The sequence below is a fragment of the Sphingopyxis sp. P8 genome (assembly GCF_020622175.1).
Classification (GTDB): Bacteria; Pseudomonadota; Alphaproteobacteria; order Sphingomonadales; family Sphingomonadaceae; genus Sphingopyxis; species Sphingopyxis jiangsuensis.
Genome location: NZ_JACNMK010000002.1, coordinates 1,238,660 through 1,260,962 on the forward strand (window position 1 = coordinate 1,238,660; position 22,303 = coordinate 1,260,962).

The window sequence follows — 22,303 nt, forward strand, 5'->3', positions numbered from 1 at the left end:
GTGATTGTCTTCGATCTTTGCTGTGCGGCCGGCGATCACCGGTTCGAGGCTTGGTTCGCGAGCAGCGAGAGTTTTGCCGAACAACAGCAACGCGGGCTGATCGCTTGCCCCGTGTGCGGCGACGGCGATATCAAAAAGGCAGTGATGGCGCCGCGCGTCGGTGCCAAGTCGAACAGCCGTGCTGTATCAGCACCCGCCACACCCACCACGTCGGGCGATACGCCGCTCTCGCCCGAACTTGTCCGCCGCGTGGTTGCCGAGATCGCGGCGAAGCAGGCCGAGCTTCTGCCCCAGTCGCGCTGGGTCGGCCGCGAATTCGCGGACGCCGCGCGTGCCATGCATGAAGGACGTGCGCCCGAAGATCTGATCCACGGCCAGGCGTCGCCCGACGAGGTGCAGGCGCTTCACGACGACGGGATTGCGGCGCTGCCACTGCTCGTCCCGATCGCGCCGCCCGACGCGGTGAATTGAGCGGCCTGATTGACGCTGCCCGCTCCGCGCCGCTAAACGAACCGCGGCGCGCCCGTAGCTCAGCAGGATAGAGCATCAGATTCCTAATCTGGGGGCCGTGGGTTCGAATCCCGCCGGGCGCACCATTTTTCAATGACTTACATTAATCTGGTCCCAAGACTTCTTTAACTGAGGTCTTGCAGACTTGGGCATTCGAAAGATCCCTCAGTTCTGGAGAGTTTTTGACCGAAGCGAACGTAGGCTACTTGCACCAGCAATCTCATAGCAATCACAGATTTGCGGCAGCGTCGTTCCTGCGTCAGCTTCGCGCCTCGTGTCGGTCCTTTAAGTCACCATTGTACAATGCCTGAAAGAGGTCATTCTTTCGTCGCTTGCACCGAGACGCGCTTGCGCGACTAATTCCGTTAGAACGGGCAAGCTCTCGTAGTTTGAGCGCAGATCGCGCTTCACGATAGACGCTGGAAACTCGGCGGTGCCGACAATGCTCGGAGCCTTGGGGGCGCGCGCCCTATATTTCCCCCACAGGTGGTGAGCCGGACTCGGCGATTTCGCAGGCCCCAACTTGATCGGATCCCACCAAGTGGCCCGGGCAGAATGTTAGTGCATTGACGCCTCCATCGCTGGCGTTGGCCGTAAGTGGAGCGAAGCGGAACCGGACGGCAACACTGGCGATGGAGCGGTCTCCGGCGCCGGTGGCGGTATCCCAGCGAGTTGTGCGGCTGAACAGTGTTGTAATGTCGCCGCAGGCCTCGATCAGGATGCGGGCCGCATGCCCGGCTTCGCGCAGGGCGGATCGCGCGTAGGCGGTTCGGGCAAAGATCGCAGGCCGCCGCTTTGCTGGACGCTGCGATCAGCACGACAGCGCTTGACGAAGTGAACGTTATCATTTAGGTGAACGTTCACAATTAGCGCGGCAACCGTGCGCAAACGCATAGTCCTGGGGAGGAATTCGCCAATGAATGATTCGCGGAAGCTCAATTTCGGTCGCTTGGCGATGAGCGCCTCGCTGCTCGCGATAGGTGTAGCGGCGCAGCCGGCATTTGCGCAGGATACGTCGGCCTCGGGAGACAATGAAGAAGATGTGATCATTGTCACCGGTATCCGTGCGAGCCTTGAGCAGGCACAGGATATCAAGCGCAATGCGCAGGGCATTGTCGATGCTATTTCCGCCGAAGATATTGGCAAGTTCCCAGATACCAATCTTGCAGAGTCGCTCCAGCGCATCACCGGCGTGTCGATCGACCGGGCGAGTGGCGAGGGCTCGACGGTTACGGTTCGCGGCTTCGGTCCCGAGTTCAATCTTGTCGTGGTGAACGGCAGGCAGATGCCTACGTCAACTCTAGGTGACGGTTTCTCGGCGCCCTCGACGCGCAGCTTCGATTTCGGCAACCTCGCCGCCGAGGGTGTCGCCGGGGTCGAAGTCTACAAGTCGGGTCGCGCGTCGTTGCCCACGGGCGGCATAGGTTCGGTGATCAACATAAAGCTGCCGCGTCCGCTGGATCGTCCCGGACTTAAAGGCAGCATCGGCGTCAAGGGCGTTTACGATACGTCTCAGCTATACGGAACCGATATAACGCCTGAAATTTCGGGCATCGTCAGCAAGACCTTTGCGAACGACACGATCGGCATTCTGCTCGCAGGCTCTTATCAAAAGCGCAATGGCGGCCAAGCGCAATTCACTGTTGGCAATTGGCGGCCGGGCTATACGGGCGCGGAAAACAACTGGGGTACGCTGGCGCAACCGGGTGACCCGCGTTTTGCGAACATCGAGAACCGGCCTGGTCCCACCGACATTTACCAGGTTCCGCAGAACGCGGCCTATGATTTCTATGATTTCCAGCGCGAGCGGATCAACGGCCAGGCGGTCTTGCAGTTCAAGCCGACCGATACGCTCGATGTGTCGTTCGATTACATCTTTGCGCAAAATACCTTCGAAAGCCGCCAGAGCAGCATCGGGGTATGGTTCAATCACAATGACACGTCCAGCAGCTGGACCGACGGTCCGGCGGCGGGCGCCAACTTCTATGCCGAGAATTTCTTGGCAGCCGAAGGCAAGGATCTGGCGATAACCGGCGCCGTCGGATCGAACCGCAATATCAACCATTCGCTCGGCGGTAATATCAAGTGGGAAGGCCCCTGGGGGCTGCGCCTCGAACTCGATGCTCACCATTCCACCGCGGAATCGAAGCCGACTTCGCCCTATGGCAGCGGGATTGCCGTCGGTACGGCGATCTTCGGCGTGGCGAGCCAGCGCGTCGACTTCACCACCGATATGCCCGTCATTTCGGTCGCAATGCACCCCGGATCAGAGGTCGAGGCAGAGAATATTCGGCCGGCAGGCAATGCTTTCCGCAACGCCTATATGAAAGATACCATCGATCAGGTCAGCCTGCGCGGCGGGTTCGATTTTGATGCCTCCTTCATCGAGAGCCTCGACTTCGGTGTCAGCTATATCGAAAACGATGTGCGCACCGCATTCGGTATCATCCAGAATGACACATGGGGCGGGACGCTCTCGGCGGCCGACACGCCCGATTCGCTGTTCACTCCGCGTGCACTTTCGCCGGACCTGGCCGGCATGAACGGGTCGAACAGCCAGGGGATCATCCCGACCTATTTCTTGATCGATACCGAGGGGCTTATCTCGCTTCTCGACGACAGGCTTGGAATCTGCGACGCTGCGCCGGGCGACACCTGCCTTGCGCCCTATTCAACCGACCGCCGCATCCTCGAAAAGTCGATCACGCCGTGGGTGCAAAGCTTCCACAGCTTCGATCTGGGTGAAGCTAGGGCCAATCTGCGCCTTGGGCTGCGCTACGAAAAGACAAAGGTCACGTCGCGCGCGCTCGCCGAGATTCCGACCGGCACGATCTGGGTCGCGCAGAACGAAATCAGTCTTGTCAAAACCCCTGGCACCGATTTCACCACGCTTAAGGGCGAGTATGAAAATTGGCTTCCCGCGATCGATTTCGACCTGTCGCCATTTGAAAATGTGAAGCTGCGCGCATCGTATAGTCACACGATTACCCGTCCTGACTATGCCAGCATGCAGGGCGGAATCACGCTCGCACAGCCGCTCCGCGTCGGCGCTGGCGGCAGCCAGGCAAGCGCAGGCAATCCGGCATTGCTCCCCTACAAATCCAAGAACGTCGATTTGTCTGCGGAATGGTATTATGACCGCGGCAGCTACGTGTCGGTGGGCTTCTTCAACAAGAAGGTCAGCAACTTCATTGCAAACGACACGACCCAGACTCCCTTGTTCGACCTGCCCGACCCTTCGCAAGGCGCTGCTGCCACCGCGGCACGCCAGGCGATCGGGCCGAATGCGACCTTCGACCAGATCGTCGCCTGGGTGCAGGCCAATCGCCCGGCGGACTATGTGGCCGGCGTTGGCACCGCGGGCGGCATTGCGGGTCGCTCGGGCGATCCCGACGTCATATTCACCTTTACCCAGCCGTCGAACAGCGACCAGCAGGCGCGGTTGTGGGGTTGGGAGTTCGCAATCCAGCACAATTTTTGGGACACGGGCTTCGGTGCAATCCTCAATTACACGATCGTCAACAGCGATACGGCGTTTGACAACACACTGCCGTGGACCACGACGCAGTTCGCGGTGCCAGGCGCAAGCGACAGCGCGAATGCCGTGCTCTATTATGACAAGGGCGGCCTGCAGGCTCGCATAGCCTACAACTGGCGCGACCGGTTCCTGTCAGGGAAGGATCAGGACCCCTATTATATCAAGTCCTATGGCCAGTTTGACGCCAGCCTGAGCTATGAATTCCGCGAGGGTCTCACGGCATTTGTCGAAGGCATCAACATAACCAACGCCGACCGAACCGGGGTTCGGCGCAACGATCGCGCCATATTTTTCGCGGCGCCAGGCTATGCGCGCTATTCGGCAGGCGTCCGCTTCACCTTCTGATGAAGCCGGCGTGACCCACAGACTGTAGTGATGACGATGGGCCGCATTGCTTCTGCAGTGCGGCCCCATTGTTTTGTTTCCTCGTCAATGTCGGATATCTGAAAGCGCAATGGAGCGTTCGATTCAAAATGTGGTGATCGTGGGAGGAGGGACGGCCGGCTGGCTGACGGCTTGCGTCCTTGCCGCGCGCAGGCCCGATCTGTCGATCACCTTGATCGAGGCGCCCGACATCGCATCGATCGGCGTGGGCGAGGGTACATGGCCGACAATGCGCGAGACATTGGCGACGGTCGGCATCGCGGAAGCCGAATTCTTGCGCGCGTGCGACGCCTCGTTCAAACAGGGGTCCCTATTCTGCGGCTGGGTCGATGGTGCACCCAGCGACCGCTATCTCCACCCGTTTTCGCCGCCGCCGCACGGCGACATGCGTGACCTGTTGGCGGGCTGGCGGACCAGCGAGCCCGTCATGCCCTTTGCTGCGGCAATGACGCCGCAGGCTGCGATCTGCGAACGCGACCTTGCCCCGCGTCACCCGGCAATGCCCGATTATGCCGGAACCGTGAATTATGCTTATCACCTCGACGCGGGGAAGTTTGCGCAGCTGCTCGCACGCCACGCGACAAGCCGCCTCGGTGTGACGCATATTGCCGCCGAAGTTACCGGAACCGTCGCCGGGAGCGGCGGCGATATCATGTCGCTTACGCTGCGCGATGGCGCGTCGGTCGAGGGCGACCTCTTTGTCGACTGCAGCGGACAGGCCGCCCTTCTCATCGGCGGGCATTTTGGCGTCGAATGGATCGATCGCTCGGATGTTTCGTTCAATGACCGCGCGCTTGTGGTGCAGGTGCCCACCGAAGCTGACAATATCATCGCTTCGCAAACAGTCGGCACCGCGCATGAGGCCGGCTGGATCTGGGACATCGCGCTGCCGACGCGACGCGGGGTCGGCTGCGTCTATGCGGCACGCTTCATGAATGATGCCGAGGCCGATGCGGTGCTGCGCAATTATATCGCGGCGCACATGCCCAAAGTCGATGCAGCCAGGCTGACGCCGCGCGGCTTGTCCTTTCGTACGGGGTACCGGGCGCGGTTCTGGCAGAACAATTGCATCGCCATCGGACTTTCTGCAGGGTTTATCGAGCCGCTGGAGGCTTCGGCGATCGTCATGATCGAACTTTCGTTGCGGGCGCTTGCCGACAATTTCCCGGCCAGTCGCGCCTCAATGGACATTCATGCGCGGCGCTTCGATGCGCTTTTTCGCTATCGCTGGGAACGCATTGTCGACTTCCTCAAGCTCCACTATGTGCTGAGCCGGCGCAAGGAACCCTATTGGCAGGCACAGCGCGATCCCACGACGATCCCCCCCCGGCTCGCCGAGCAGCTTGCCCTTTGGCAAGACCAGCCTCCATCGACTTGGGATTTTCCGCAGATCGACGAAGTCTTTTCAGCCGCAAGCCAACAATATGTGCTCTATGGCATGCGTCCAGGCGAAACGGCGTCGGCGCCTCGCGGTCGGTCGGACGCATCCGCCCGCCTGGCTGACATATCCGAGCGTGCTCGCACACTGGTTGCCGCGCTGCCAGCGAACCGCGCCTATCTCGCAGCGCTTGCGGCGCAGCCCGCATCGAGTTGAAAGCCTTAATGTCGATGAGCAACCACCAAATCCTCAATCCGGCCGACCATGCCGAGTTGCGTGTCCATACGAGGACAGGGTCGGAATTTGGCGACAAAGTCATGGCGTGCCTCGCGGTTCCCAATGAGTTTCGCCGCCTGGCGACCGACTATCCGATATTGTTCCACTACGATCGAGAGCGAAGCAGCTTTTCCGCGCTCGCACTCATGGGGTTTGAAAAGGGCGAAAACCTGTTTCTCGACGGGGATGACTGGCTCGCTCCCGCCAAACCGATGGCGCTGGCGATCCAGCCATTTCTCATCGGGCGTTCGCGCGATGGCGGTGCACAGGCACAGGTACATATCGACCTCGACCATCCGCGCATCGCGAGGGGGGGGGATGGAGTTCGCGTGTTCGACGATGCAGGCCGTCCGACACCCTATCTCGAACAGGTCATGTCCATGCTCGCCGAGCTTGATGAGGGACATCGGGCGAGTGCGGCGTTTTTCGCGGCGCTCGACCGCTATGAACTGCTCGAACCCTTCGCGCTGGACGTCCCCCGCGAGGGCGGCGGCGAGCACCGGCTGGTCGGTTACCAGCTGATTAACGAGGACAGACTGCGTGCGCTTGAACCCGGCGCCATAAGCGAGTTGCATGCGGCAGGGCATCTGCTTCCGCTGTTCATGGCGCTCGCCTCGCTCGGCAACCTTGGTAAACTTGCGCGCCGCCGCGCTTCGCGAAATGATGGCTGAAGGGGAAAGCCTCTTGGACGGTCTCCCTCGGGTCCCCGAACAGCTCGTCACGCCTGGCGCACTCGACGCCAAATTGTCCGAAGCGCAAAAACCCTTCGTCGTGCGCGGTCTTGCGGCGCATTGGCCGTTGGTCGAGGCGGCGAATGCAGGCGATGCTATGGTGCGCAACTATCTGGTTGAACACGCGCGTCCGCGCAGCTTTCCTGTCAATATCGGCGAGCCGGGCGGCGGTGACCGGCTTTTCTACGATGCACAGATGGGAATGAATTTCAGGATGGCGCAGGGTCCGCTCGGCGAAATAATCGACGGAATCCTTGCCAATATCGGCAAACCCGACGCGCCGGTCATCTATCTCTCGTCGATCGACATGGATGGATATTTCGACGGTCTGCGCGAAGAAAACCGGTTGCCGCTCGGGAATCGCGTTCCGATCGAAAGTGTCTGGATCGGCGGACGTACACGCATCGCCGCGCACAATGACGTGCCCCACAATCTCGCGATCTGCGCGACGGGGCGGAGGCGATTCACCCTGTTTCCTCCTGAAGAATTTCCCAATCTCTATCTTGGGCCGCTTGAAAATACCCCAGCTGGTCGTACTGTCAGCATGGTCGATTTTGCGGCGCCTGACTTTTCTCTCCACCCTCGCTTTCGCAATGCCCTTGAGTGCGCCCAGGTCGCGGACCTCGCGCCGGGCGACGCCATTTTCATACCTTCTCTCTGGTGGCATCATGTCGAAGGCCTCGCGCCGTTCAACATACTCGTCAATTATTGGTGGAGCGATGCCCCCAGTTTCCTTGGAAAGCCGGAAGATGCGCTGTTTCACGCGATCCTCGCACTGCGCGATCTGCCGGATGCAGATAAGGCGCGCTGGCGCGCGCTGTTCGATCATTATGTTTTCGCCAATGGAGCCGAAGTGACTCAGCATCTGCCTCCCGATGCGCGCGGGATTCTTGCGCCGCTCACACCGCACAGCGCGGGACAGATCCGCGCGCGGCTGCTACGCAGCCTGTCCCGATGACGCGTATGACCGGTCCTTCCGCCAAGCTCCAGGTGGTCATTGCCGGCGGCGGCACCGCAGGTTGGATGACCGCGGCAGCTTTGTCCGGCACATTGGGCGCGGCCATCGACCTGACGCTGGTCGAATCCGATGCCATCGGCACGATCGGCGTTGGCGAAAGCACAATTCCGCCGATCGTCCTGTTCAACCGACTGATCGGGATAAACGAAGCCGAATTCATGCGCGCGACCCAGGCGACGTTCAAGCTCGGTATCAAGTTCGAGAATTGGAAGGATGTCGGCAGCAGCTATTTCCATTCCTTCGGAACCACGGGCAAAGATCATTGGTCGGCAGGCTTCCAGCATTTCTGGCTTCATGGCCTGACCCGCGGGCACGACCAAGCTTATGATGATTATTGCCTGGAGCTGAAGGCTGCGCTCGCGGGCAAGTTCGCCCATCTGCCCGACGACCGCATGAACTACGCCTACCAACTCGATTCAGCGCTTTATGCCGCCTTTTTGCGCAAGCGCGCCGAGAAGGATGGCACCAAGCGCATCGAAGGGCGGATCGCCGCTGTAGAACTCGATGGTGCAAGCGGCGATATTGCCGCGCTGGCGCTTGATGGCGATCGGCGGGTGGAAGGGGATCTGTTCATCGACTGCACGGGCTTTCGTGCGCTATTGATCGAAGGCGCCCTGCATGCCGGGTTCGACGACTGGACCCATTACCTACCCTGTGATTCCGCGATTGCCGTGCAAACGGCGAGTGTGGCGCCGCCCATCCCCTATACGCGGGCGATCGCACATGATGCCGGTTGGCAATGGCGCATCCCGTTGCAACATCGTCAGGGCAATGGAATCGTCTATTGCAGCCGTTATCTTGGCAAGGGCCAAGCGCTCGATCGGCTCCTCGCTTCCGTCGAGGGTGAGGTGCTGACGGAACCCAACGTCATAGGGTATCGCACCGGGGCACGGCGCAAACAGTGGCATCGAAACTGCGTGGCCGTGGGGCTGTCGGGCGGATTTATGGAGCCGCTTGAGTCGACGTCGATTCACTTGATCCAGCGCGCGGTATTGCGCCTCATCCGGATGCTGCCTTCCGGGCCGGTGAGTGATCGCGACATTGCCGAGTTCAACGACCAGCAGTTTGCCGACATGGAACAGATCCGCGACTTTCTCATCCTTCACTACAAGGTGACCGATCGGCGCGATTCTCCCTTCTGGCGCCAGTGCGCGGCGATGCCGGTCCCGCCGAGCCTCGAACAGAAGATCGAGCTGTTTCGCGAAACCGGCAGGGTGTTCCGCAAGAACGAAGAGCTTTTTGTCGAGAATAGTTGGGTTCAGGTGATGATGGGCCAGGGCATCACTCCGCAGCGCTACCATCCGATCGCCGCCAAACTTCTTCCAGAAGAACTTGAATCATTTCTCGCGATGTTACGCGACGGCGTCACCCGCACGGTGGCGAACCTGCCCGCTCACGACGCGTATATCGCTCAATATTGCGCGGCCGGCGAACCGCAAAACGCATGACATTGGCTTTGGTCATCGCGCTCGCTCTGGAGGCTGGGCAGGCGCCCCCCGCGAAGCCGGAGCAGCATGGCTGGGCACTGGTCTGGTCGGACGAATTCGATGGCAAAACGCTCGACCCTGCGAAGTGGGGTTTTGACGTCGATTGCTGGGGCGGGGGCAATGACGAGCGGCAATGTTACACGGCCAGCGCCCGCAATGCCACGATCGAGAATGGCAGTCTGGTGATCACCGCGCGCCGCGAAGAGGTTAGGGGGCCCGCACTCCCGCAGCGCATGCGAAAACAGTCGCCAAGTCCGGCGGCCGACGTGACGCGTGAATTCAGCTCTGCCCGGCTAACCACGCGCGGCAAGGCCTCGTGGACCTATGGCAGGATCGAGGTGCGTGCCCGTCTTCCGCAAGGACAGGGCACCTGGCCTGCCATCTGGATGCTCCCGGAGGAAGATATTTACGGGGGCTGGGCGGCGTCGGGCGAGATCGACATCCTCGAAGCGGTGAATCTTGGTGTGACCTGTGATGCCTGTCCCGGGGGTCGTGAAACCAGGATATTGGGGACACTCCATTTTGGTGGAGAATGGCCCGGAAACAAGCACAAGGGCGATGAAATGGCGTTCCCCGACGTGCTTGACGGCGATTTTCATACCTATGCACTTTTCTGGTATCCTGATCGCATGGTCTGGCAAGTGGACGGCCGGACATTTGCCGAACGCAGGCTTGGCGAATGGTCGACAACCGCCTCGGATCGCCCGACAGCACCTTTCGACCAGCCGTTCCATCTCATCCTCAACCTCGCGATCGGTGGACGGCTCGCCGAGTCTCGGGGGCTAGGCGGCGTAGGTCTCGGCGGATATCCCAAGCGAATGGAGATCGATTGGGTTCGGGTCTGGCAAATCGGAGGCACAGACGTTAGCCCCGCAACTGGCCAACCGGCTGAAAGGGGCAAATAGTAGATGGCGAGACGCCGCCAAGCGGTGACGATCAAGCATGTGGCAGCCGATGCCGGCGTGTCGCTGCAAACCGTCAGCCGCGTGATCAACGATGAACCCAACGTGCGCTCGGCAATGAAGCGACGCGTCCAGGCGTCGATCGACAAGCTCGGCTATGTGCCATCAATCGCCGCTCGCAGGATGAGCGGATCGCGCTCCTACCTCATACTTGCGATAAACGACCGCGATCGTACCATCGCTGACTGGACGGCAAGGCAGGGTACCGATTGGGTGGACCAGATGCTGCTCGGCGGTATGCTCAAATGTGCCGAATATGGCTACCGGCTTATATTTGAACTCGTCGATACGCATAGTGACCATGTTGAGCGCGAACTTCGTGCGACCATCGCGGCGCTGCAGCCCGACGGCGTGATCCTGACGCCTCCCCATTCCGACAACCCGCTGATCGTGAAGCTTCTTGAGCGACAGCGTATACCATTTGTGCGGATCGGATCGCGGAGCGAAGGGGCCGGATTCGCATTGGTGATGGACGATGAAGGAATGGCACGCCGCGCAACGCGTCACCTCATCGACCTTGGTCATCGACGCATTGCTTTCATTTCGGGTTCGGATGAATATCCGCTAAGCCAGTGGCGTGTCGACGGGTGGGAAAGCGAGATGCAGGCCCAGGGCCTGGAAATAGGCGGACTCATGGCGCGAGGCGATTTTACGTATGAATCGGGTGCTGTTGCAGCGCGGCGGCTTCTGGACCTCCCCGACCCTCCATCCGCCATCATTGCCAGCAATGACCAGATGGCGCTTGCCGCGCTCGAGGCTGCGCGCGCGCAGGGCGTCGACGTTCCGTCGCGGCTTTCGCTTGTGAGCTTCGACAATACCCCGATCGTCCGCTTTACCCGGCCAACGCTTACCGCGGTCGACCAACCTGTCGCAGAAACGGTGTCGCGCGCCGTTGAACTGATCATCAAGGCGCAGCGAGGCGAGGGGCTACCGCTGCAGCCCGTGGTGGTCGAAGGCGGCTTCGTCGCGCGCGAGTCAACGGCGGCGCATGCACAGGGATGATTTCGCGCGCCGGGACCCGGCCCAGCGCAGCCATCAGTCGCTCGTCTTCATGCTGCTCTATGCCTTGGCGGTCGCCGGCGGGACCATGGCCTATGTTCCCTTTCTGACGATCCTGCTTCCCTCGCGCGTTGCAGAGCTTGCGGGTGCCGCCGATGTCGAATGGCTTGGATTTCTGACTTTCGCCGGCGCGATTGCAGCAAGCATAGGCGGCATATTCTTTGGCTGGCTGAGCGACGTGACCCGGAATCGGCGAGGGTGGATATTGACGGGTCTTGTCCTGACGGTGGCCCTACTGCTCGCGATGCCGTTGGCAAAGGATATCGTCTCGCTCCTCGCCATCATTATTTGCTGGCAGTTTTCGCTGAACATGATGCTTGGACCGCTCGCGGCCTGGGGTGGAGATCTCGTCCCTGATGACCAGAAAGGCCTGCTTGGTGGGCTGCTTGCGTTTGCTCCGGCGCTAGGGGCATGGTCGGGAGCGCTCGTCACCCTGTCGGTTCTTGTCACCTTCGAGACGAGACTTCTCACATTAGCGTTGCTGATCAGCTGCGCGGTGCTGCCCGCGACGGTATTCGCTCGTCCACGCCGTTTCGAAGACCTCACGCGTCCTCCGTCGATCGGTCCCGACGGGCGCATCGACGTCCTGCCGAAAGGACCTGCGGTTCGCATGTGGCTCGCACGTTTTCTCGTGCAGATTTCCGAGGCCGCGCTGTTCGCCTATCTCTATTTCTGGTTCAGATCGATCGACCCTGACATGGGCGACAACGAAAAGGCACAACTGTTCGGAATCGCGGTTTCCGTTGCTATTCCGATTGCCCTTTACCTGGGGCGCTGGTCCGATCGTAACCGTCGTCCCTTTCTGCCTTTGATGGTCAGCAGTGCGATTTCAGCAGCAGGCATGCTTGCCATGGCACTGGCCAACTCGGCCGACTTCGCCAAGCTCGCCTACCTCCTCTTCGGGATCGCAACGACTGTATTCCTTGCATTGCATGCCGGCCAGACGCTCCGTATCCTCCCCCGTTCAGACCGCCGTGGACGTGATCTCGGCATCTTCAATCTGACCAACACGCTTCCTTCTCTCATCATGCCGCTTCTGACGCTGTCGGTCGTCCCCGGTTTTGGGTTTGAGGTCCTATTCCTGCTGCTTGCCGGATTGACCGTGGTCGCGACGCTGATTTTAGCGACGATTTCGCGTCGCAATCCCGATCGCACCTAGCCCCCTTGATTTTGGACGGCGTTTCTGACAGTCAGTTATGAGAACGTTCACAATAATCAAAAGGGAGAGACGATGCGGCTGAAATCAACAGGAGCGGCCCTTGCATTCCTGCTTGCCGCGACCGCGGGCGCAGCTGTCGCGACGGAAGACAAGGCGATGCGGGTCCATCCGGAAATCTGGCCCGCTGCACGCAGCCCCCACGCGATCAGCGATGCCTCGACCGAGCGCCGGATCGACGCACTTCTCGAGCGTATGACAATCGAACAGAAGGTCGGGCAGCTGATCCAGGCCGACATTAGCGCGATCACTCCTGAAGATCTTGAAACCTATCCGCTTGGTTCAATCCTCGCCGGCGGCAATAGCGGTCCATATGGCAACGAGCGTTCAACCGCCGCCGACTGGGCTCGTCTCGTCGGCGAATTTCGTGCGGCCTCGCTACGGCCGCGCGCAAACGGCGTCGCGGTGCCGATTATCTTTGGGGTCGATGCCGTCCATGGTCATAACAATATTCCGGGTGCGACGGTCTTTCCGCACAATATCGGGCTCGGTGCGGCGCGTGATCCCGGTCTAATTCGCCGCATCGGCGAAATCACGGCTTCCGAGATTGCGGCAAGTGGTATCGAATGGACCTTTGCGCCGACACTTGCCGTGCCGCGCGACCTGCGCTGGGGCCGTTCCTATGAAGGCTATGCGGCCGATCCGCATCTCGTCGCTCGATACGCAGAAGCCATGACCCTGGGACTGCAGGGATCGCTCGTGCCGGAACAGACGATCGCGAAGGACCGCGTCGCTGCCACGGCAAAGCATTTTCTGGCCGACGGTGGAACCGAGCTTGGCAAGGATCAGGGCGATGCGAAAATCGGCGAGGCCGAACTCGTGGCCGTGCATGCGCAGGGCTATCCGGCAGCGATCGACGCTGGAGCGCTAACGGTCATGGCAAGCTTTTCAAGCTGGCACGGCACCAAACACCACGGCAACGAAGACCTCCTCACCACCATCCTCAAGAAGCGGATGGGCTTTGAAGGATTTGTCGTTGGCGACTGGAACGGCCACGGGCAGGTTCCCGGTTGCAGCGTTACCGATTGTCCGAAATCGATCCTTGCGGGACTGGATATGTTCATGGCCCCCGACAGCTGGAAGGGACTTTACGCGTCGACGCTCGAACAGGCGAAGGCGGGGACCATTCCGGCGGCGCGGCTCGACGATGCAGTCCGCCGGATTCTGCGGGTGAAGTTCAAGCTGGGACTTTTCGACGATGGTCGGGCTGTCCAGGCGGATCCCTCGAAGATCGGTGCGCCGGACCATCTGGCCGTTGCACGCGAGGCGGTCGCCAAATCGCTCGTCCTCCTTAAGAATAACGGCAACTTGCTTCCCATTCGGCCAGGCGCGCGTGTGCTCGTGGCCGGCGCGGCGGCCGATAATATGGCGATGCAATCGGGTGGTTGGACGATCAGCTGGCAAGGTACCGACGTAACCCGCGACGATTTTCCCAACGGCCAGACCATTTGGGAGGGAGTGGCGAAGGCGGTCCGCGAGGCTGGAGGCAAGGCGACACTTTCGATTGACGGAAGCTTTGCAACCAAACCTGACGTAGCGATCTACGTATTCGGCGAGGAGCCTTACGCCGAGTTTCAGGGCGATGTGCCGACACTTGACTACCAACCGGTCGATCCTGTCGATCTTGCCCGGCTCAAAAGTCTGAAGGAGGCAGGGATTCCCGTCGTTGCGGTCTTCATATCGGGGCGTCCGCTCTTCACAAATCCCGAGATCAATGCCGCCGACGCTTTTGTTGCGGCATGGCTGCCGGGCTCGCAGGGGGCGGGTGTGGCCGACGTGCTGGTCGCCCGCCGTGACGGCAAGCCGGCACGTGATTTCAGCGGCACATTGCCCTTCGCCTGGCCGGCGACGGCGGTTTCTCCCGTTTCAGATGCGCTGTTTCCGATCGGATACGGACTTCGCTATGATGCCCCTGCCATGGTCGGAATATTGTCCGAAGACCCCGGCATCGACGTCGCAGCAGCGCTCAATCTTGAGAATTTCTTTGCCGGCGGACGTGCGCGTACCCCCTGGACGATGACCATCGGAGACGATGGCGGTGTGAGGCCCGTCGAATCCGCCTTGGCAGTCAGTCCGAATGCGATGATTTCCGTCAGGTCGGTAGACGTTATGGCGCAGGAAGACGGCAAGCAGTTCCGATGGTCGGGACCGGGAACCGTCCAGATTGCGGGGCCGAACGCCGATCTTACGCGTCATCTCGACCAGGACATGGCGTTGCGCCTCGATATTCGCGTCGATGCCATAGGTGAGGATCGCGTGAGCGTCTCACTCGGAAATGCCGCTGTCGATGTGACCGATTGGATCGGCGCCGCTCGCGCGGGCAATGTATCGTCGCTGCGGATACCTCTGCGCTGTTTTGCCGATCGCGGCGCCGATCTCCAGCGGGTAGGAAATCCGCTCACCCTTGCGGGGCATGATCGTCTGGTGCTGACACTGCTTGCGGCACGAGTTGAGGCCGGAACGGCATCACCCTGTCCTTCCGAAGCGGAATAAAATTCCGCCACTTTGCAACCAAACCAGAAGGAGAGAGACGATGGCTCTGGCGCCCGACATTTCATCCAGCACCGATCCCGTCGCCATCGAAGGCGAGGGGACGCATGTCGACGCGCCCGAATTGCGCCTGTTCGTCATGGGGCTGTTCTTCATTTTCGGGGGCATCACCAGCCTCAACGATGTCCTTATCCCGAAACTCAAGGAGCTGTTCACGCTCAACTACACCCAGGCGATGCTGATCCAGTTCTGCTTTTTCACCGCCTATCTGGTAATCGGAATTCCGGGCGCAAAGCTGGTCAAGAAGATCGGTTACATGCGCGGTGCAGTGGCCGGACTTCTGACGATGCTGGTCGGCTGCCTGCTGTTTATCCCGGCGTCACAACAGGCGGTTTACGGACTCTTCCTCCTCGCGCTGTTCGTGCTCGCGAGCGGGGTGGTTATCGTGCAGGTCGTCGCCAATCCGCTGATCTCGCTGCTCGGCAAGCCGGAAACGGCGCACAGCCGTCTGACCTTTGCGCAGGCGTTCAATTCGCTCGGCACGACGGTCTTTCCTTTCTTTGGCGCGACATTGATCCTCGGCAGTCTCGCGACGGTCAGCGCCGACGAGCTGTCGGGCGCGGCCCTTGACGCCTATCGCACCGCGGAAAGCCAGGCGATCGTCAACGGCTATCTGGGCATAGCGGCGGCGCTCGCGGTGGTCGCAGCGGCGGTGTGGATGTTCCGCAACCGGCTGAAGGGAGAAAAGCACGAGGAAAGCGCGGGTCTTGCCGGGCTCGACCTGATCAAGCGCCCGCGCTTCGGCTTCGGCGCGCTGTGCATTTTTCTCTATGTCGGCGCCGAAGTGTCGATCGGCTCGCTGATCATCAATTATCTGGCGCTCGAGCGTGTGCTTGGCGAGCCCGAGGCGGTCGTCGGCTGGATGATCATCTTCTACTGGGGCGGAGCGATGGCTGGCCGATTCATCGGGTCGCTGGCGATGCTGCTGGTCAGCCCCGGAAAACTGCTCGCCAGCGTCGCGGCAGGCGCGATCACACTGATCCTCGTCTCGTCGAGCAGCAGCGGCGAAATGGCGGCGTATACGCTGCTTGCGATCGGGCTCATGAACTCGATCATGTTCCCCACCATATTCAGCCTCGCGTGCGAAAAGCTCGGGCGCCGCGCGGCCGACGGGTCGGGGATCATCAATGTCGCGATCTTTGGCGGCGCGGTCGTTCCGCTCGCGACCGGCGCGCTTGCCGATCTGACCGGAAACCTCGCCACGGCATTGCTGCTACCCGCGCTCTGCTATGCCGTCATCGCCTGCTTTGGCATTTATGCAAGGCGACCAGCCGCCGCTTGAACGAAAAATCGGGCGGCGACCATCCGGTTGGTCGCCGCCCGCTGGTCCGCCCATTTGCGGCAAAACAGTCATGCAACTCTATGCGAATGCGCCCGCCATCCTTGGCCTGGTACAGCGCGTCATCTGCCGCCATGCGCGCGCGGAGCGCCTCAGGCGACCTTTCTCGTCGGCGCGACGGGTGAAATACGCCGACCCACCGTTCAAAGGCCGGCCTTATCGAATATATGCCCTTGAGGGTCGAGATCGCGCAGGTCGGTTCCGCGGGTTTCGCGGCCATAACGGGCGACGAGAATGATTGCGACGGCCAGCACCGGCATAATTGCCAATATGCTCGCCCTCAGCGACGGGACGATTGCGAATATTGCGAGACCCGTCGCAAAAACGCCTCCCAATTTGCTCGATGCCGCGACCCAGCCGGTGTTCCGGGCGCGGACCTTCAACGGAAAATTCTCGGCGCTGTAGGGAAGCAACATAGCGATGATGGCATTGCTGCCGATGATGAGAAGTACTGCCGGCAGCAACGGTGATGCCGCGTCGACAAGCGCAAACCAGAGCATCCCGCCAAGCCCTGCAAGCGTCGCAAGCGACGCAGCAAGGAGCGACAATTTCGTACTCCATGCGTGATAGAGCCAGGCAACGAAAAGCACCGTGGGAAGCGCGACAAGCGCGGAATCGGCCAGCAGTCGGCTCGACGATGAAACGCTGTATCCCCGCGCCACGAGTTCGGCAGGAAGCCATAGCAGCAAGCCGAAATTGACGAGACTCCATGCAATCGCCGTGAGGTTCAATGCCGCCATGCCGCCCGCAATTCCGGATCGTCGAGTTGCCGGTTGCGGGCGCGGCGGCGCTTGCTCGGCGGTTCGCACACCTGATCCAAAACGCGCCATGACTCGCCGCGCTTCTGCGTGCCGTCCGCGCGCCATGAGGAACTTGGCCGACTCCGGGATAAGCGCCCCAAGCGCAACGAGGGCAAGGCCGCTCGGCAGATTAACCAGCCATAAAATTCTCCAACTCAGCAGCGGTTCGAGCCACGCGGCAACGAGACTCGCGGCGGCGTAACCACCGGCTGCGCCAAGGCCGCCCACGAGTACAAGACTCCAGCCCCGGTGACGACTGGGCATCATTTCGGCGAGCAGCGCATAGCTCACGGGCAGCATGCCGCCCGCCGCCGCGCCCATCATGAAACACATGGCAATGTTCCAGGCCAGGGAGGGCATGGTTCCACAAACCGACGTGCCAACGAACATGACGGCAGAAAGAAGGATCGTCGCCTTGCGACCGTAAACGTCCGCAATGGCGCCCCAGACGATCGACCCGGTTACCGTTCCGACAAGGGCCGCAAACGGGACGAGCGAAACGGCTTCGCGTGACAGCCCATATTCGTCCATCATTCCGGGAATGACAAATCCAAGACTTGCCGGTTTCATGATATCGATGACAAGCGCGAGGGCCAGCGCTGTCATCAGTCGCCAATGGGCGGGTGACAGCGGGGCATCCTCTGGCGCCGAAACAGACAGGCGATTGGCCTCAGCAACCTGCCGGGCAATATTGGGGGGAAGCAGTCCCCATGCTGCTATTCCGACACCCGCCGCGACAAGCACCATCCCCGCGATCATAAGACCGTCCATCGGCATTCCGCTCATGCGGAATCCCATGTCTCGGCCCATCCAGAACATCGGCGCATGGGCGATCACTCCGATCGTTACCGCTGCTACGCCTGCAAGGAAGAGCCAAGGGCTCCGACCATTTTCTACCATATTGACCTTGGCAATCTGATGGCGCGTGATGGGCGGAACCATAGCGTGATAGCGGACCGGCACCGGTTCACCCTTGGACCTACAGTATTTCTTCTTGGCATCAAGCGTGCATGCGTGAGGCTCGTTGAAAGTGATGGGAGGCATCGGGAGTTACCCGCGCATCCAAGCATCAACGATCCAACCTTCGTCCAACTTGTGGATCGCATCCGAACCGCATTGATACCAGAATCGGCCAATTATGGTCATTTACGACGCGTCAGCCAATTCAACCTGGCCGAGGTTCGCGAGCGTCGAGAACTATTGCAGCTACGTGCCGACCCCACGTGTTCAAGGCTTCGCGCTGTTCGTCCTCATACTCGTAACGCTGGTACGTGTCCGCGACGCCCGCCCGCGGCCCTCCCATTTGCTAATCTGGGAGCCGTGGGTTCGAATCCCGCCGGGCGCACCACGCACATGCAAGAAAATGATATGGTTCACTAAATTGCCACTGCGGTCAGCGGATCGGCGCCCTTTTTGCGCGTCTCTTGCAGGCGGATGCGATGCCGTGGCCGGAGACGCAGGTTTCGGAGCGAGGATTGAGCGCACTATCCGCGCGCGTCTCTGCAAGCTATTTTTGCGGCCACCGAATCATGGATAGCGCCAGATAAATCCCAGGAGCCGGCGCTGGTCGGGCCAACCGAGGGGCCCGCCGTCAGCTTGAGCAGGCGGCTGCTGGCAAGCGTCGCGGGCTGGGTGTCATCGAGAATGACGCTGGCGTTGGCGAGTGCGAGGTAGGCGAGGCGCGCGAATCGCCCGACATGGCGGTTGCCACATTCATGGGCGCATGTCCGCCGGCACTTCATCGGCAAATACGGATTTCGCGACCGCCCCCAAGACCAAATGCTGGCGACAAGCCATTGGGCAAAGGCTGTTTCGACCGCGGCAGGCCAAATTGGTATGACAATATTGGCGGCACAATCCTTAAAATTGATTGACAAAAATGGACTGGCCATTATGCCTGACAAAAATAGTCAACGAGGGAGAGGTAAATGTCGATGTCTGTCGGCGGCACCGTTTCGGCCGCGCCCAATTTTCGCCCGCTCGCAAAATTTCTCGTCGGAACGGCGTTGGGGGCGATGCTGGTACCGGGGATTGCTTTCGCGCAGGGGCAGCCCGCCGAAGCGAGCGATGACGATGCGATCGTCGTTACCGGAATCCGCAGTTCGTTGCAGAGCGCCCTTTCGGAAAAGCGCAATGCCGACAGTCTGATCGAGGTCATTCAGGCCGAGGATATCGGCAAGCTGCCCGACCAGAACCTTGCCGAGGTTCTTGAGAATATCACCGGCGTTCAGATCACACGCGAGGCAGGCGTCGGCACCGGCGTTCAGATCCGCGGTACCAATGACAACCGCGTCGAGATTAACGGCGTATCGACCGTCGGGTCGGGTTCGGGCCGCGGCGGCATCAGCTTCGAGGACGTCAGCGCCTCGATCATCGCCTCGGTCGAAGTGACCAAGGCCCCCGAAGCCAAAACGATCGAAGGGTCGGTCGGCGGCACGATCAACCTGCGTACGATTCGCCCGCTCGACTTGCGCGAACCGCTCATCGCCGCACGGGCGCAGGGCGAATATAGCGAGCTGTCGAAGAGCGTGACGCCCCGCCTGTCGGCGACCTTCGGCAATAAATGGTCGACCGGCATCGGCGAAATCGGGATTGTGCTCAGCGGCAGCTATGCCCAGCAGGAAGCAACATCGTTCCGCCCGCGCGTCGACCTTGACGGCGGACTTGTCGAAAATGTCAACGCGACGGTCATCCGGAACGGCGTGACGGAAAATCAGGCCACACAGCGCCCCGCGGCGCAATCCTTCGATTTCGTCGGTATCCAGTTCCTCAATCAGGAGCTCGAGAATTTCGAATATGATACCAAGAATTTCGCCGGCACGATCGAATGGGCGCCGAGCGACAATCTGAAATTCTATTTCGACACCGTTTATAACGACCAGGAACGGCGGCAGGACAGCTCGCGCGTCCAGGGTTCGGGCGTGAGCGTGCTGGTGAACCACAGCGTGCCCACCTCGTTCCGGACGGTCGATTTCGGGACGCTCGACGGCGTGAAACTCGGGAGCATTCAGGTCGCCGAGACGGGCGTGCTCGAACCCGATCTGGTGGTCGACCGCGACGACCCGAACCTGCGCTTTTCGAGCGACGTCGGCGCCCGCCTGACCAAGAGCGAGATTTATCGCCTTGGTACAGAGTTCAGCTCTGGTCGTTTCTCGGGCCGCGCCGAGGCATCGCGGTCGGTTTCGAACACGTCCAACCCCGACCTCAGCACTACGTTGAATTTCATCAACCCCAATGCGCCCGTCTTCACCGGCAACGACAATGCGGTGCCGTTCAAATATGACCTGTCGGGCGGGTCGCTACGGTTCGGGATCAATTTCGATTCGCCGCTCGCGCCGACGGTCGCCCAGTTGCTCGATCCGAACAATGTCGTGCTGCAACAGGTCGTCATCGGCAACGACAGCACGCGCAACAAGGAAGACGCCTTCCGCCTCGATATGGCGCTCGACACAGAGGATTTGACGCCTTTCTTCAAATCCTTCGACATCGGTTATCGCTATAACAAGTCGACCAGCACGTTCAACGACGTCGGCACGACGCTGACGCTCAGCGCGCTCAACGACAGCCCGCGCGGAACCTTGTTCGCCGACCTGCTGGTGCCCGGCCCGAATAATTTCGGCGATGGCGACGGGCGCGATCTGTTCTTCAAGGATTTCATCCTGATCGATCCGGACCGTGCGTTCAGTGACCGCGAGGGGACGATCGACATCCTGCGTCAGGCGCTTCTCGCCGCCCCCGGCGGTCGCGTATTGAACGACGCGTCGGCCAATTCGGCTGGCTTTTTCACGATCAACGAAACGACGCACGCGGTTTATGGTCAGGCCAATTTCGAAGCCGGTCCGGTGCGCGGCAATCTCGGCTTGCGCTGGCTCGACACGCGTCTCGATTCGATCGGCAATTCGGTTACCGGCAATACGGTGACGCAGGTCGTGACCCGCGGCGGTTACAGCAAGCTGCTGCCGCGACTGAATGTCGTAGCCGACCTCAGCGACGACTTTCTCCTTCGCGCCAGCTGGGGCAAGGACATCAACCGCCCTGATTTCGACCTTTTGTCGACTTCGGTCTCGTTCGTGACGAGCGAAAATGCTGCGGTGTCGATCGGGAACCCCAATCTGCGGCCGGAGACCGTCACCTCCTATGACGCGTCGGTCGACTGGTACTTCGCGCCGGCGTCGGTGCTCAGCATCGGCGTGTTCCACAAGAAGCGCACCGATCTGTTCGTAACGCAGCTGGAAGATGCGCCGCTCGACGCCAATGGCTTCCGCGACATTACGGCGCCGTGCGAAGGCGGCGGCATCTATAACCCCATCGCATTCCGCAACCAGCTGTCGCCGATCGGCGGTTCGGGTATGTGCGTGCCGATACTGACGACGATCAACGACACCGGCAACACGACGCAGACGGGCATCGAGGTCGCCGTCCAATATGACCTGTCGCAGTTCGAGGATGCGCTCGGCTTTGCATCGGGCTTCGGCATCGTCGCAAACTATACGTATCAGAAGTTCGGCGGCGGCGACGCAGTCAATGAATCGGCCGTGCGTGGGACCGACATCTTCAACGCCATCAACGGCATCTATAACGACGCCAATTTCGTGCCGGTCGTCGCCAAGCAAGGCCTGCTCGATTTTTCGAAGCATGCGTACAACCTGACGCTTTACTACGAGAAATACGGGCTGTCGGCGCGCGCGCGCTACACTTGGCGCAGCGCGTTCCGCACGCTGGATACGGTGGGCGGCGCGACGCTGGCGAGCACCTTCGGTTTCCCCGTTGTGACCTCGGCGCGCGGGCAGCTCAATGCCAGCGTCAATTATGACGTGACCGATTTCCTCAACATCGGGGTCGAGGGCGTGAATCTGACCAAGTCGAAGATCTCGCAATATTGTGTGAACGACGGCGCGCTGCTGTGCGGCGAGGGGCTGCCCGACCGCCGCATAACCTTTGGGGCATCGCTGCGCTTCTAACGCGGAGCATGCGGGCCATCCGGCAGCCGGTCACCGTCCAGACCGCGCTGCCGGAACCGCGGAAACGTGCGCGAGTGGATAGACCAATCTGGCA

The 22,303-nt window shown here is 60.9% G+C and carries 14 protein-coding genes, 1 tRNA gene and 1 pseudogene; 13 read left to right on the forward strand and 3 right to left on the reverse strand.

Annotated elements, in window-relative coordinates:
* Together H7692_RS14370 and H7692_RS14375 are read left to right on the forward strand one after the other, a co-directional pair.
* Entirely contained in the window at positions 1–471 is a 471-nt protein-coding gene (locus tag H7692_RS14370) for a DUF1178 family protein (RefSeq protein WP_201927568.1), read from the forward strand.
* Between the two features lie 48 nt (positions 472–519).
* A tRNA-Arg gene (locus H7692_RS14375) sits at positions 520–596 on the forward strand.
* A gap of 472 nt (positions 597–1,068) precedes the next feature.
* On the opposite strand, the pseudogene H7692_RS14380 reads toward H7692_RS14375, so the two are convergent.
* A pseudogene (locus H7692_RS14380) lies at positions 1,069–1,237 on the reverse strand (integrase core domain-containing protein); the annotation flags it as partial.
* Positions 1,238–1,426: 189 nt separating this feature from the next.
* Between H7692_RS14380 and H7692_RS14385 the strand changes: the two are divergent.
* From H7692_RS14385 to H7692_RS14430, 10 genes are all read left to right on the forward strand, one after another.
* Positions 1,427–4,393 carry a TonB-dependent receptor gene (locus tag H7692_RS14385; RefSeq protein WP_227340414.1) on the forward strand — a complete coding sequence of 989 codons (2,967 nt, stop codon included), beginning with the start codon at positions 1,427–1,429 and terminating at the stop codon, positions 4,391–4,393.
* A gap of 109 nt (positions 4,394–4,502) precedes the next feature.
* Complete coding sequence (locus tag H7692_RS14390) at positions 4,503–6,026, forward strand: tryptophan halogenase family protein (RefSeq protein WP_201927565.1); 1,524 nt, start codon at positions 4,503–4,505, stop codon at positions 6,024–6,026.
* 14 nt (positions 6,027–6,040) lie between these two features.
* A complete protein-coding gene (locus tag H7692_RS14395) occupies positions 6,041–6,757 on the forward strand; it encodes a SapC family protein (RefSeq protein WP_222137228.1) in 717 nt (238 codons plus the stop codon).
* Positions 6,750–7,775 (forward strand): cupin-like domain-containing protein, encoded by a 1,026-nt coding sequence (locus H7692_RS14400; protein ID WP_222137229.1) that lies wholly within the window; start codon positions 6,750–6,752, stop codon positions 7,773–7,775. Before H7692_RS14395 ends, H7692_RS14400 begins: the two co-directional genes overlap by 8 nt.
* Before the next feature lie 5 nt (positions 7,776–7,780).
* On the forward strand, positions 7,781–9,283 hold the full coding sequence (locus tag H7692_RS14405) for a tryptophan halogenase family protein (protein ID WP_201928707.1): 1,503 nt from the start codon (positions 7,781–7,783) through the stop codon (positions 9,281–9,283).
* Positions 9,280–10,227 carry a family 16 glycosylhydrolase gene (locus tag H7692_RS14410; RefSeq protein WP_201927561.1) on the forward strand — a complete coding sequence of 316 codons (948 nt, stop codon included), beginning with the start codon at positions 9,280–9,282 and terminating at the stop codon, positions 10,225–10,227. The genes H7692_RS14405 and H7692_RS14410 overlap by 4 nt, the downstream gene beginning before the upstream one ends.
* Before the next feature lie 3 nt (positions 10,228–10,230).
* Positions 10,231–11,286: a LacI family DNA-binding transcriptional regulator gene (locus H7692_RS14415; protein ID WP_201927560.1), complete on the forward strand. Its 1,056-nt coding sequence runs from the start codon at positions 10,231–10,233 to the stop codon at positions 11,284–11,286.
* Complete coding sequence (locus H7692_RS14420; RefSeq protein ID WP_222137230.1) at positions 11,273–12,502, forward strand: MFS transporter; 1,230 nt, start codon at positions 11,273–11,275, stop codon at positions 12,500–12,502. The genes H7692_RS14415 and H7692_RS14420 overlap by 14 nt, the downstream gene beginning before the upstream one ends.
* A gap of 72 nt (positions 12,503–12,574) precedes the next feature.
* Positions 12,575–15,052: a glycoside hydrolase family 3 protein gene (locus H7692_RS14425; protein ID WP_222137231.1), complete on the forward strand. Its 2,478-nt coding sequence runs from the start codon at positions 12,575–12,577 to the stop codon at positions 15,050–15,052.
* Between the two features lie 40 nt (positions 15,053–15,092).
* Positions 15,093–16,391, forward strand: coding sequence for a sugar MFS transporter (locus H7692_RS14430; protein ID WP_222137232.1), 1,299 nt, complete (start codon positions 15,093–15,095; stop codon positions 16,389–16,391).
* Positions 16,392–16,591: 200 nt separating this feature from the next.
* Here H7692_RS14430 and H7692_RS14435 read toward each other — a convergent pair whose 3' ends face one another.
* Together H7692_RS14435 and H7692_RS14440 are read right to left on the reverse strand one after the other, a co-directional pair.
* Positions 16,592–18,046 carry an MFS transporter gene (locus H7692_RS14435; RefSeq protein ID WP_227340415.1) on the reverse strand — a complete coding sequence of 485 codons (1,455 nt, stop codon included), beginning with the start codon at positions 18,044–18,046 and terminating at the stop codon, positions 16,592–16,594.
* A gap of 686 nt (positions 18,047–18,732) precedes the next feature.
* Positions 18,733–19,140 (reverse strand): hypothetical protein, encoded by a 408-nt coding sequence (locus tag H7692_RS14440; RefSeq protein WP_222137233.1) that lies wholly within the window; start codon positions 19,138–19,140, stop codon positions 18,733–18,735.
* A 36-nt stretch (positions 19,141–19,176) separates the two neighbouring features.
* Between H7692_RS14440 and H7692_RS14445 the strand changes: the two genes are divergently transcribed.
* Positions 19,177–22,209: a TonB-dependent receptor gene (locus tag H7692_RS14445; protein ID WP_222137234.1), complete on the forward strand. Its 3,033-nt coding sequence runs from the start codon at positions 19,177–19,179 to the stop codon at positions 22,207–22,209.
* The last annotated feature ends 94 nt before the right edge of the window (positions 22,210–22,303 follow it).